The following is a 13,120-nucleotide window of genomic DNA, read 5'->3' as shown; positions in this document are numbered from 1 at the left end:
GAATTGAAGGTTTTTTTTGTGAAAATACGTACTTTGCATTAAAAATCGAATTTTTATTTTCGGGATATACTCCTTTGGAAACAAAGGGTAGGTTTCTTACAGAAATTCGACAAAAAACTTCATCATAAAAACTATATGTTAAACGAACCTATCAAAACATCAATTTTTGATTTATTCAAGATTGGGCCGGGGCCGTCGAGTTCGCACACGATAGGCCCAATGAAAGCAGCCTATGATTTTCTGCAACGAGCCAATGCTTTGGCAGCTATACAATCGCTCGAAACTCCACAGATTATGATTCATTTGTACGGCTCATTGAGTGCCACTGGCAAAGGACATGGTACTGACCGAGCCGTGATTGCAGGGCTGTTGGGTTGGTTGCCAGACACTTGCGAGCCAACGGCTTTTACAGCACTATTAAAAAATGAAACCGATACCTATAAAACCCAAGTAGCTGACAGTCAGGTGCAACTCACAGCCAAAAGTATTGTCTTTGAAAAAAAACGCTACGAGTCTCCGCACCCAAATACTTTAGTCTTTAAGCTGATAAGTGCCAATGAGATTGTATTAGAAGAAGAATATTACTCAGTAGGAGGGGGCTTTATTCAACGAAAAGGAGAAGATTTGAGTATCGAGAATGATAAAATGCCAAAGTATGCCTTTACGACTATGAAGGAGTTGAAGGAGCATTTACTGAAGAATAAAATTACGCTGACTGACTTGATGATTGCCAATGAAGAGGCTTTGACGGGGCTTTCACGAAAAGAGATTTTTCAGAAAATTGATGATATTTTGGAAGCAATGCACAAAGCTGTCAAACGAGGTTTGCGTCATAAAGGGTTATTGCCTGGTACAATCAAATTGCGTAGAAAAGCCCCTGTTTTGTACGAACAAGCCAAAAACCTTGCTTCAACGAGCGATAGTTTCATGATTTTTCTGAATGCTTATTGCATGGCTGCTTCGGAAGAAAATGCCGCTGGAAATATCGTTGTCACAGCTCCTACTTCGGGAGCATCTGGCGTTATTCCTGGGGTATTTTTCTTGCTACGTAATCATTATCATTATGATAAACAACGTCTCCGTGAAGGAATGTTGGCTGCCGCTGCGGTCGGCTTTCTGATTAAGCACAATGCCAGTATTTCGGGTGCTGAAATGGGTTGTATGGGTGAAATTGGCTCAGCATCGGCAATGGCCGCTGCAATGTTGGCTTATTGTGCAGGAAAAAGCATCGAAATTGTAGAAGCGGCCGCTGAAATTGCGATTGAGCATCATTTAGGCATGACCTGCGACCCAATTGGCGGGTACGTGCAAATTCCGTGCATCGAGCGTAACGCCATGGGAGCAATTAAAGCCTATAATGCTTACTTACTGTCATCGTCGGGAAATGCTTCGGCACAGAAGATTTCGCTTGATAGTGTTATAAAAGTAATGAGAGCCACGGGTCGTGATATGTCGAAAAAATACAAAGAAACCTCACAAGCAGGTTTGGCTTTGAGTGCCACTGAGTGTTAATTTTTCCGCAATTTCGGATTTAATTTGTGTTATTTCCGAAATTGTGTAATTTTGAAAATTAATATTAAGCAAAAATTGATACAAATGGTACAATTTTTGAAGCAAACTGCTATATAATTTATTAAATATTGAGGGAATGAAAAGTTATTACCAAAGAAAATTTAAGGTTGCAATCATTGCCATTGGCTTATTGTCAAGTGGGCTTTTTATGAATGGTTGTAATAAAACTAAAGAAGAAGACCCTGCACCTGTTGCTGTGGTTGATACTACCACTGCCAGTACGGCAATCAGATGGGGCAAAATGACACTCGTTATTGCCGAGAAAACCCCAGGAAATACACCAACGTACGCTTCGAGAGGTTTTGGCTATATTGGCCTTACGATGTATGAAAGTATTGTTGGTGGAAATAAGGCTTATTTATCAATGGCGGGACAACTCAATGGTTTGACTTCTTTACCCAAAATTGATACAACTCAGAAATATAATTGGGCTTTGAGTCTCAATGCTGGCCAAGCTTGGATTATCAAAAATGTTTACGAGCAAACATCTGATGTAAATAAAAAGTCGATTGATTCGCTCGAAAGTAAGATTTTAGCCGAATATAAAGCCGAAAAGCAAGATATAATCGACCGTTCGGTAAAATATGGGCAAGATGTAGCGAAAGCAATTTTTGAGTGGTCAAAAACTGATGGTGGCTATCAAGGTTATAACCGAAATTTTACAACTGACTACATGGTACCTGTTGGTTTGGGTTATTGGCGAACACCGAGTTTTAGCCAATCGGCAAGTACATTACCCTTGCATCCATACTGGGGTAAAAACAGAACGTTTGCAACAGCAAATAATACATTGCCGATTCCAAAACCGATTGCGTATAATGCCAGCCCGTATTCGCAATATTATGCTCAGTTTTTAGAGGTTTATGCTAAAAATAAGGTTTTGACACAAGAAGAAAAAGAAATAGCCTTGTTTTGGGGAGATGACCCAAGCCGTACTTTTACGCCTCCAGGACATTCGTATAGTATCGCACGTATTGCTGTAAAAACTGCCAAACCAACTCTTATCAAAGCCGCACAGACTTATGCAATGGTTGGGATGTCGATAGCTGATGCGTTTACAAATTGCTGGAAAGCAAAATATACCTATAATGCAGAGCGTCCTTCAACGTTTATCAGAACCTATATTGATGGCTCATGGTTATCGTTTTGGCCAGAACCACCGTTCCCTGCGTTTTATTCAGGCCACTCGGTGCAATCGGCTGCTTCGGCAACCGTTCTTACAAAGCTTTATGGCAATGAGTTTAAATATACCGATGATTCACACGAAGGTCGTGGTCAAGACCCACTCACATTTATTTTCTATAAAAATCGTTCGTATGGTTCGTTTTGGGAAGCTGCCGAAGAATCGGCTTATTCGAGATTTTTGGGAGGAATTCACTGCCGCAGCGATAATGATACTGGTTTGACCGAAGGCCGTAAAATAGGTCAAAATATCAATAATTTGAAGTGGACAAAATAATGATTAATTGAGAATTGATAATGGAGAATTGAAGTTTTTTGACTTTTTAAAATTATCCATTATCAATTTTTAATTCTCAATTAATGAGTCATTGCTAAATAAACACCATTTGTCCAGCCAAAACCATCTTGGTTGGGGTATTCTCCACCACCTGCCGAAAGTCCATTATCTACTACATTATATTTTTCGGTCATTTTTCCTGTTTGTTCATACACCCTTTGGTTGAGTTGCAGCCAGTTATGGCGAATTTTACTGGCCAAATCATCAAAATTATAATTCAAAAGGCCTTTGTAGGCAATCCATTGAAGTGGAGCCCAACCGTTTGGAGAATCCCATTGTTGCCCAGTTCGGGCAATGGTTGTAAGCAAACCGCCATGCTTCAAAAACTTGTCTTCGAGGAGTTCGGCAATTTTTTGTGCTTGACTCGGCTCGGCAATTTTGAAATAAAGTGGGAAAACCGCTGCCAATGTTAAATGACTTTTGGGCTTATTTTCTACGAAATCATAATCAAAATAGCATCCTTCGGTTTCATTCCAAAGGTAGTGTTGAATCGCTACTTTACGATTTTGAGCTAATTGTTGGTATCTGTTCGCTTCATCGTTATCATCGAGCAGTGAGTAGGTAGCCGAAAGCGTATCTTCTAAATGATAAAGTAAGCAATTTAAATCAATCGGAATAATATCGGTTGTATGAATACTGGCAAATGAATTGGTTTCTTTGAACCATCGACTACTAAAATCCCAACCTGATTCGGCAGCAGCTCTTAGGTGGCGAAACAAAACGCTCGCCTCTTGCGTAGATTGATGCGAAAGTTCGATATCTTCTTTGTAAGATTCTGGTCGAGGTGTATTGTTTTCATCCCAAAAACGATTCAAAATAGCTCCGTTTGGCATAAGCACTACTCTATGTAAGGCTTTGTTTTCTGAACTAAGTTCTTCGCTTCCTCGCATCCAAAAATCATACTCTTTCTTTAAATATGGAAGATGTTTTACCAACATTCCTAAGCCTTTTTCTTCGCTCAGTAATTTTACCATCAACGAATAAAATGGTGGCTGCGAACGCCCCACGTAATAGCTTCGGTTACCATTTGGAATATGTCCGATTTTATCAATTAAGTAAGAAAAATTATCTACCATTGATTCAATCATGTCTATTTTTCCAGAGGCACGCAGGCCGAGCATCGTGAAATAGCTATCCCAATAATAAACCTCGCCAAAACGCCCACCTGGCACAATGTAGGGTTTGGGCAATGGAATCAATGAACTATTTTCTTGTTCGGGTTCGCGAGTCAGTACTGCCCAGAGTGTTTGTAGATGCTCGTCTATCGAATGATTCTTATCGCTTTCGTAAGCTGCCGTGCGGTTGATAGGCAATTCAAAATATTTTGATACAAAAGCCTTTAAATCAAAGCCTTCGGCGTCTTTTTCTTTCAAAAACGCTTCGTTGATGGCATCTAAACTATCTTTTGCTATACAATCAGGAAAGGTTTTATTATCTGGAAAGACACTTTCGGTTTGAACTCGCTCAAACAAAAGCCCCAAGTCAAAGATATTTTTAATCGAATTTGTCATGTAAATAATAGGAACTCGAAACTTAAAAAATTAATGTCCAGCCGTGTTTGTAAAAGAAATTTCAGCGTTAGATTTCTTTTGTAATGAATTGAGAATGAACAAACAAACCATCAGAATACCCATCGGAATGAGTGAAAGATAAAAAGCCGTTTGTCCAGTAAAAGCATCGAAAACATGACCTGTGATAATAGACCCCGTTGTGCCACCCAAAGCCGAAAAAACAACAATCAGACCCGACATTGGGCTGTGTAAATGCTTGGGCAAAGAGCTAAGAATAACAGAATTGATGGTCGGATAAATAGGGGCTAAAAAAATACCCATAATCGGAAAAATGTATGCCACAATTGGAGCGTTTGTCCAGTTAGTATCGGGTGATGCAACAATGCCTTGCGTAAGTGGTAAAGTCAATAAAACCAACGATGCACAGATAGCCAAGCAGACCGATAAAACCAAAATCCAGCTAAAACGACGAAGAATAACTCCCGATGCAAAACGACCGATGGCAAATGCTCCCGCCAAAATTGCTCCCGCTTGAATACCCATACTGGCAGGCACTTTCAGGATGTCTTTGTAGAAAGTCGGGGTCCAAGTTTGGAAACTTTGTTCGATAAGGACAAATAAAAATATGCTGATGATGAAAACTATCACCAATGGTAAAATAATGAGGCGAATCATTGCTAAGAAATCATTACTGAGCGAAGAACCTTCGATTTTTGCATCAGATTCATCTAATTTGGCCGACATCAATAACAAAAATGCAATTGACGATAAGCCTCCTAAAATCCAGTAAACACTGAGCCACGTTTCAGATTTAGGGTTATCGTTGTCAATAAATAAGCTAAACAAAATATTTCCCAATAAAACCCCAATCATAAAAGTACCTTCGAGCAAGCCCATAAAACTTGAGTGTTCTTTGATGTCTTCTGTGATAAGCCCGATGGTGGCAAAAACCGAAATCTTGATAAGTGCAAACGAAATTCCGACTACTAAGAAAAGCAATTTGAAATGCCAAAAACCACTGGCGTAGGGAATCGTGAACGAAATAATGCTAACCAATGCCAAAGCTACAAGCATGGCTTTTTTATAGCCGATTTTGGGCAAAAATGATGCGAGCAAAAAAGAGCAGATGGCAATGGGCAGGTCTTTGAAACCCTCCAAAACCGATGCGTCAGATTTTGTTACATCAAAATTTCTTTGAACTTGCAAAATCACTGCACCGACACTATTGAGCAGGATTGCAAACACAAAATAGTTGAGATACAGTGAAAGTTTGATTTTCCAGTTTTGCATAGAAGATAGATTTTTATGAGGTTGATAGTTTAAGGGTAAGAATAGGCTGTATTATCTAAAAAAAAGCGAGCAGAAGCTCGCTTTTTATAATCCATCATAGGTTTTTTCTATTTCTTAATCAATACTACTTTTTTGTGGTAGTTTGAGTAACAAAGTTCTGTATTTTCATAAATAAAAAATATAGGCCTATTAATGATTTTTAAAACTGTATTATTATTTTTATAGAAAATTTAATAATTTCAATATTAATAGAGTGAAAACACCTTTTGAGCAAATTCAAAATGACGAAGGAAGTTCGTTCAGATTTTTACATCAGAAAGTACTCGCCCAGCAATTTCCGTGGAATTATCATTATCACCCAGAGTTTGAGTTGGTATTGGTTTTTGCTGGTACGGGCCGCCGCCACGTTGGTAATCATTTGAGCTACTACGACGATGGCGATTTAGTATTGATTGGCTCGAATCTCCCACATGCTGGTTTTGGCTATGATGCTTTGGGCGAACACGAAGAAATCGTGGTTCAGTTTAGAGATGATTTTTTGGGCGAAAGCTTTTTTGATAAACCCGAAATGATAAACATCAAAAAACTATTTGAACGCTCTCAGCAAGGGATTCAATTTTACGGCCAAACTTACCAAGAAGTAGCAGAAGCATTAAAAAAACTAATAGGTTTATCGCAATTCGAGCGATTGATGGGTTTGTTAGATATTTTTCAAATATTGGCTGGTTCGCAGGAATATAATTTGCTCAATTCGATAGATACACGTTATGATTTCAATCAAAAAGACCAAATGCGGCTCAAACGGGTGTATGAATATGTAGAGAAAACTTACCAGCACCCAATTAATATCCGAGAAGTTGCCGACATTGCTAACCTAACCGTGCCATCATTCTGTAATTATTTCAAGAAGGTTGTCAATCAGACTTTCACTGACTTTATGAATGAGTACAGAATCAATAAAGCGTGTCAGTTATTGATGACCGAAAAAAGCATTGCCGATGTATGTTTTGAATGTGGATTCACGAATAATTCATATTTCAGCAAAGTTTTTAAAGAAATAAAAGGCAAAAGTCCGTTGGAGTTTAAGAAGTTAGTTTTGAGGAAAAGTTGAATTATTCACTAACGAAAACTTCCTCAAAAGCTAATTCAAAACCATCTAAAAGTTTGGATTTAGCAATACCTTGTTCTTCAACTGCTGAAAAAATACTGTATTTGTTATTTTCTAAAGCATAAACGATGATAGTTTCATTCAGTGGGTCAATTAACCAATATTCTTTCACGCCAAAATTCTCATAGTCATTCTTTTTCTCAATATAATCTCTCACCACCGAACCTTTTGAAACGACTTCTACAACCAAATCGGGCGAGCCTGAAATATTTCTTCGTCCAATAATTTGCTTATTTTCTTTAGCAACAAAAATCACATCTGGTTCGCACACATTTCCTTTATCAAAAACAACATCTAAAGGTGAAATAAAAACTTCTCCAAGTTGATTTTGGAAAGTAAATTGAAATAGGAGTCTGTAAATTAATCCAACAATTTGTTGATGTTCGATAGTTGGTGCGGGCATACCAATTAAATTAAAATTACGGATTTCATACCTCGACTCCGAAGGTAACTCTTGCAAAAGTCGCTCGTATGTCCATTTTACACTACTAATTGGCTTTACCATGGTCATTGATTTTTTGCTAAGTTATGAAAAAACTAAAATAATTGTTCTCTGATTTTAGAGATTTTTATCATACCGTAGGCTCTTTAATAGCCAACTGCCCACAAGCTGCGTCAATATCTTTTCCACGACTGCGGCGAACGTTTACAATCACACCTTTGTCTTCCAAAAATTTGGCAAATTTGCTTAGTTTATCTTCGGTAGTGTTTACGTAGTCGGCCTCGGCAATTGGGTTATATTCAATGATATTTACCTTAGCGGGTACTTTTTTCGTAAATTCCCAAAGTTCTTTGGCATCTTGTAGCGAATCATTGAAGTCATTAAATACGATGTATTCAAACGTAATTCTATTGCCAGTTTTTTTGTAGAAATAATTGAGTGCCGTAGCCAAATTTTGCAACGAATTACTTTCATTAATCGGCATGATTTCGTTGCGTTTGGTGTCGTTGGCTGCATGAAGCGAAAGAGCTAAATTGAATTTTACACCATCATCGCCCAGTTTCTGAATCATTTTCGCAATGCCTGCCGTACTGACTGTAATTCGTTTCGGCGACCAGTTTAAGCCTTCGGGCGAAGTAATATAATTGACCGATTCAATCAATCCCGAATAATTGAGTAGAGGCTCGCCCATACCCATATATACTATATTGGTAAGTGGCTGATTATAATGTTCTTCCGCTTGATGTTTAATAAGCACCACTTGGTCGTAGATTTCGGCACCGTCGAGGTTGCGTTTACGAGCCATATAGCCAGTTGCACAAAACTTACACGTGAGCGAGCACCCTACCTGCGACGACACACAGGCAGTCATGCGGTCGTCGGCGGGAATCAAAACACCCTCAACCAAATTTCCATCAAACAGCTTAAATCCCGATTTGATGGTTTTATCATTGCTTACTTGTTTTTTATGCACCGAAACTGCTCGAATCTCAAAATGCTCCTTCAATAACTCACGAGTTTTCAATGATAGGTTTGTCATATCATCAAAACTCCATGCCGACTTTTTCCAAAGCCATTCCGAAATTTGTTTTGCTCTGAAGCCTTGTTCGCCGTTGGCTGTGAGCCATGTCTTTATTTGCTCGGTCGAAAGCTTTCTTATATCTTGTTTGCTCATGTCAATTATAGGACGGCAACCATCTTTTAGGTTGTCATTTAAAATAAAACTGCGAACAGGATGTTCGCTCCACAGTGCAAAGTTCCGAAATATTCGTTGGTTTTGCCAAGAATAAACGTTTTATCATTCAAAAACCTTATTTTTGTTTCTGGTGAAAAATCACCTAACCTAAATTTATAAAACTGCGAACAGAATGTTCGCTTCACAAAAGATGAAAAGATTTGAAAATAAAGTTGTCTGGATTACGGGTGCATCGTCGGGTATTGGCGAGGCAACTGCTTATGCGTTTGCTAAAGAAGGAGCAAAATTGATACTCTCGGCTCGTAGAGAAGAAGAATTGTTGAGAGTAAAAAAGGCTACTGGCCTCCCCGAAGCTGATGTATTTGTATTGCCGATTGATGTAGAGAAAGCCGAAGAAATTGAGCCAAAAGCCCAGCAAGCAATTAAGCATTTCGGGCGAATTGATGTGTTATTTAATAATGCGGGTATTTCGCAACGCAGCTCGGTAGAAGAAACCGAAATGGCTGTTTATCAGAAAATAATGAATCTCAACTTTTTTGGAGTGGTGGCTCTGACAAAGGCTGTTTTGCCAACAATGAGAAAACAAAAAAGTGGACATATTGCCGTTACGAGTAGTTTATCGGGGAAACTCGCTACACCAATGCGTTCGGGATACTGTGCCTCAAAGCATGCCTTGCATGGTTTTTTTGATGCCCTCCGAGCCGAAGTTTATGATGATAATATCGGTGTAAGTCTGATTTGCCCAGGGTATATCCGAACCAATATTTCGCTCAATGCCGTTGCTGCCGATGGGAGTAAATTTGGTAAAATGGACGAAAATCAAGCTAATGGAATGGCAGCCGAAGAGTGTGCCAACCGAATTCTTGATGCCATCTACAAAAATAAAGATGAAGTTTATATGGGTGGGAAAGAAGTTTTTGGGGTTTATTTGAAAAGATTCTTCCCGAAATTATTAGCGAAAATTGTACGGAAGCAAAGTCCAAAATAAGTATATTTTTTGTTGATTATGAGTATTTTATACTAATTTATAGCCACCTGTTTGGGTGGCTATTTTTTGTTTTTTGATAAATTATAGACAATTAGACTTAGATAATATCGCACAAACTTTGATTTTGGTCATACTTTCACAGACATTCATCGCATTCCTTTGTATCATATCTGAAATTATCAATACTTTTATTTCAACAGTAATTTACATATAACTTAATTTTAAAACTAACAACAAACTGTATGAGGAAACTTCTACTCGCCAGCATTATGCTGGTGTGGGCAAGCGTTGCTTTTGCCCAAGAAAAAACAGTTTCAGGGAAGGTAACTTCATCTGAAGACGGCTCTCCACTTCCAGGTGTGAGTATCTTGATTAAAGGTTCTACTAAAGGTGCAACAACTGACGGCAATGGTATCTACAAAATCTCCGCTCCCGCCAACGCAACACTAAGCTTTAGCTTTATTGGTTTTGAAACAGCAACCGAGAATATCGGAAACCGAACAATTATTGATGTGCAATTGAAGTCGGATGTAGCACAGCTCAACGAAGTAGCTGTAACTGCACTCGGTATTTCACGTGAGAAAAGGTCTTTGAACTACACAGTACAAGAATTAAAGTCAGATAAACTCACCGTAGCTCGTGATGCTAACGTAGGTAACGCCCTTGCAGGTAAAATTGCGGGTGTGCAAGTTTTGGGGCAGTCGGGTGCTAAATTTGGTTCGCCAAATATCCGTATTCGTGGTATCAACTCATTGACAGGTGGCGACCCACTTTACGTAGTTGATGGTACGCCAGTAGCAAGCATTGCTGATGTAAACATGGATGATGTTGATAACCTATCAGTATTGAAAGGGCCTTCAGCATCGGCACTTTATGGTAATCGTGGTTCGGCGGGTGTAATCGTAATCACAACTAAGAGAGCAAAAGCTGGCGAAACTACATTTAGTGTTAATCATAGCACTACGATGGACAGAGTAGCTTTATTGCCAAAGTATCAGAACGAATACGGTGGTGGTTATTCACAAGATTGGGAAACATTTGCATACAATCCTGCAATCGACCCAGTAGAGTGGAAAGCATTTGATGGTCAAAAAATCTTAGATTATTCTGCTGATGAAAGCTGGGGACCAAAATTAGACGGAACCCTACACCGTTCGGCATTTTCGTGGCAACAAGGCCCACAATTTGGCCAATTGACTCCGTTCTCGCCAAATCCTAACAACGTTAGAGATTTCTTCGAAAAACCAATCAGCAATAACACAAACTTTTCGTTCTCGAAAGGCGGCGATAATTATCAGTCACGTATTTCTTATACACACATCGATAATAAAGGTATTGTGCCAAATAGTAGTCAGAAAAAAGACTTCGTAAGTGCCAAGAATACGTATAATTTCACAAGCAAATTCTCGGCTACTTTAGATGTAACTTATTCGGCAACTCGTGCAAAAAACGTTCCTGCTGATAACTATGGTTCATCGGGTGGTACTGCTGCAAGTGGTTTTACAGGAGTAAACCCAAATGCTACTGTTTCGGGCTACAACCAAACTATTGGCTCATTCAACCAATGGTTCCAACGCCAGTTGAGCATTGATGATTTGAGAAACTATAAAAATCCAGACGGAACTTATAGAAGCTGGAATATTGGTGGCCCACGTGACGCTAAACCAAAATACTGGGATAGCCCGTACACACAAACGTATGAAAGTACAAACTTTAATAACAACGACCGTATCTATGGTAGCTTAGGTTTATCATACAAAATCACCGATTACTTATCAGCATCGGTTGCTTCACGTAGAGACTGGAGAAATTATTATGGCGAAGGACGTATTGCTTACGGAACATTAAACGCAGGTGGTTTAGGTGCTTATGCCAACTACGGAACTACTGGTTTTGAAAATAACCACGAAGCATTATTGGCATTCAATAAAAACTTCGGTAAGGTTTCGGTAGTAGCTAATGCCGGTGGTAATATTCGTTACTCAAAAACAGGTGTTTATACACAATCTACTGTAGGTGGACTTACAACTCCTGGTTTTTACAACATTGCAGCTTCAAAAGACCGCCCAGCGGTGCAATCATTAACTTACGAACGCCGTGTGAATAGTATCTATGGAAACGTAAGTGTTGGTTACAATAACATTGCGTTTATCGAAGGGACAATCCGTAACGACTGGTCTTCAACATTGCCAAAGGCTAACAACTCATACTTGTACCCATCAATTGGTGGTAGCTTTGTGTTATCAGAAATCCTTCCTAAAAATGCAATCCTTACATACGCTAAACTAAGAGGTAGTGTTGCTCAAGTAGGTACAGATGTTGGTCCTTATGCAATCGGTCTTACTTATTCAACAGGAAATCCGTTTGGCTCGAACCCTACTCAATACTTACCAACTCAATTACCAAACCAAGATTTGAAACCAGGTCTTTCGTCGGCGTATGAAGGTGGTATTGATTTGAAATTCTTTAATAACCGTTTAGCATTAGAGTTTACTGCTTATCGTAATAACAATAAAGACCAAATCATCGGATTATCAGTGCCTTCAACAAGTGGTTATTCTTCTGCTTTGATTAATGCTGGTTTAATCCAAACACAAGGTTTTGAAATCCATATCGGTGCAACGCCAATAAAATCAGCCAATGGACTTAATTGGGATGTTGATTTGAACTTTGACCGTAACACTTCAAAAGTTGTAGAATTGGCTGATGGATTGAGCAATTATCAATTAGGTGGCCCAACTTGGAGAACACTTACTGTAAATGCTCGTGTAGGTGAGCAATGGGGCCTTTTGGTTGGTAGAGGCTACAAAGTGAATGATAAAGGAGAAAAAATAATCGGAACAGACGGACACTATATTCCTCAGGATAATAAAGTGTTAGGTTCGGTACTACCTAAATTTAAAGGTGGTTTGATGAATACCCTCACTTACAAAAACTTCTCGTTCCGTGCTAATATCGACTTCGTGGTGGGTGGTAAATTCTTCTCAACTACAAAAATGTTTAATGCGTATGCTGGTTTAGCTGCCGAAACGGCTGGTTTGAACGAACTCGGAAAGCCTAAGCGTGACCCAGTTTCTGAAGGTGGTGGTATCTTATTACCGGGTGTAACCGAAGATGGCAAACCAAATACTGTTCGTGTAGAAACACAAGAGTATTACGAAGATAAAATGTTTGCATTTAACGAAAAATGGCTTTATGACCAAACTTACGTAAAACTAAGAGAGGTATCATTAGGCTACAGCATCCCTAAAAATATCATGGGTGGTAAATTATTCAAATCAGCCAAAGTAGCATTCATCGTACGTAACCCTGTATTGATTTACAGTGCTGCTGGTGGTGGAATTGATATTTCAGAAGCTGAAGTTTACTGGACAGAAGGTGGACAATTACCTCCAGTACGCTCGTTTGGTCTTAACCTAAACTTAGGATTCTAAT

Annotated in this window: 9 protein-coding genes; 5 read left to right on the top strand and 4 right to left on the bottom strand. The window is 39.0% G+C overall.

Annotated features, from left to right (window positions below; translation table 11 throughout):
* Positions 1–135 precede the first annotated feature (135 nt).
* Positions 136–1,512 (top strand): L-serine ammonia-lyase, encoded by a 1,377-nt coding sequence (locus IEX65_RS12930; RefSeq protein WP_188766500.1) that lies wholly within the window; start codon positions 136–138, stop codon positions 1,510–1,512.
* A 136-nt stretch (positions 1,513–1,648) separates the two neighbouring features.
* Positions 1,649–3,031 carry a vanadium-dependent haloperoxidase gene (locus tag IEX65_RS12925; RefSeq protein ID WP_188766499.1) on the top strand — a complete coding sequence of 461 codons (1,383 nt, stop codon included), beginning with the start codon at positions 1,649–1,651 and terminating at the stop codon, positions 3,029–3,031.
* Positions 3,032–3,111: 80 nt separating this feature from the next.
* Here the strand turns inward: IEX65_RS12925 and treF are convergent, their stop codons facing one another.
* A complete protein-coding gene (treF, locus tag IEX65_RS12920; protein WP_188766498.1) occupies positions 3,112–4,602 on the bottom strand; it encodes an alpha,alpha-trehalase TreF in 1,491 nt (496 codons plus the stop codon).
* Positions 4,603–4,632: 30 nt separating this feature from the next.
* Positions 4,633–5,892 (bottom strand): MFS transporter, encoded by a 1,260-nt coding sequence (locus IEX65_RS12915; protein WP_188766497.1) that lies wholly within the window; start codon positions 5,890–5,892, stop codon positions 4,633–4,635.
* Between the two features lie 253 nt (positions 5,893–6,145).
* On the opposite strand from IEX65_RS12915, the gene IEX65_RS12910 reads away from it, so the two are divergent.
* Positions 6,146–7,003, top strand: a complete 858-nt coding sequence (locus tag IEX65_RS12910; RefSeq protein ID WP_188766496.1) for an AraC family transcriptional regulator — start codon at positions 6,146–6,148, stop codon at positions 7,001–7,003.
* Position 7,004: 1 nt separating this feature from the next.
* Here IEX65_RS12910 and IEX65_RS12905 read toward each other — a convergent pair whose 3' ends face one another.
* Together IEX65_RS12905 and rlmN are read right to left on the bottom strand one after the other, a co-directional pair.
* Positions 7,005–7,565, bottom strand: coding sequence for a Uma2 family endonuclease (locus tag IEX65_RS12905; protein ID WP_188766495.1), 561 nt, complete (start codon positions 7,563–7,565; stop codon positions 7,005–7,007).
* A gap of 67 nt (positions 7,566–7,632) precedes the next feature.
* Positions 7,633–8,676 carry a dual-specificity RNA methyltransferase RlmN gene (rlmN, locus tag IEX65_RS12900; protein ID WP_188766494.1) on the bottom strand — a complete coding sequence of 348 codons (1,044 nt, stop codon included), beginning with the start codon at positions 8,674–8,676 and terminating at the stop codon, positions 7,633–7,635.
* A gap of 211 nt (positions 8,677–8,887) precedes the next feature.
* Here rlmN and IEX65_RS12895 point away from each other — a divergent pair, with 211 nt between their 5' ends.
* Both IEX65_RS12895 and IEX65_RS12890 read left to right on the top strand, forming a co-directional pair.
* Entirely contained in the window at positions 8,888–9,685 is a 798-nt protein-coding gene (locus tag IEX65_RS12895) for an SDR family oxidoreductase (RefSeq protein WP_188766493.1), read from the top strand.
* Positions 9,686–9,927: 242 nt separating this feature from the next.
* Positions 9,928–13,119 (top strand): SusC/RagA family TonB-linked outer membrane protein, encoded by a 3,192-nt coding sequence (locus IEX65_RS12890; protein ID WP_188766492.1) that lies wholly within the window; start codon positions 9,928–9,930, stop codon positions 13,117–13,119.
* Position 13,120: the final 1 nt, after the last annotated feature.

Source organism: Emticicia aquatilis (assembly GCF_014644295.1).
Classification (GTDB): domain Bacteria; phylum Bacteroidota; class Bacteroidia; order Cytophagales; family Spirosomataceae; genus Emticicia; species Emticicia aquatilis.
This window is presented reverse-complemented; position numbering and strand designations above follow the sequence as displayed.

What these genes read in the sequence shown, in the direction of transcription:
- IEX65_RS12930 (WP_188766500.1), top strand. Translation starts at nt 136, where the DNA reads ATGTTAAACGAACCTATCAAAACATCAATTTTTGATTTATTCAAGATT.
- IEX65_RS12925 (WP_188766499.1), top strand. Translation starts at nt 1,649, where the DNA reads ATGAAAAGTTATTACCAAAGAAAATTTAAGGTTGCAATCATTGCCATT.
- treF (WP_188766498.1), bottom strand. Translation starts at nt 4,602, where the DNA reads ATGACAAATTCGATTAAAAATATCTTTGACTTGGGGCTTTTGTTTGAG.
- IEX65_RS12915 (WP_188766497.1), bottom strand. Translation starts at nt 5,892, where the DNA reads ATGCAAAACTGGAAAATCAAACTTTCACTGTATCTCAACTATTTTGTG.
- IEX65_RS12905 (WP_188766495.1), bottom strand. Translation starts at nt 7,565, where the DNA reads ATGGTAAAGCCAATTAGTAGTGTAAAATGGACATACGAGCGACTTTTG.
- rlmN (WP_188766494.1), bottom strand. Translation starts at nt 8,676, where the DNA reads ATGAGCAAACAAGATATAAGAAAGCTTTCGACCGAGCAAATAAAGACA.
- IEX65_RS12895 (WP_188766493.1), top strand. Translation starts at nt 8,888, where the DNA reads ATGAAAAGATTTGAAAATAAAGTTGTCTGGATTACGGGTGCATCGTCG.
- IEX65_RS12890 (WP_188766492.1), top strand. Translation starts at nt 9,928, where the DNA reads ATGAGGAAACTTCTACTCGCCAGCATTATGCTGGTGTGGGCAAGCGTT.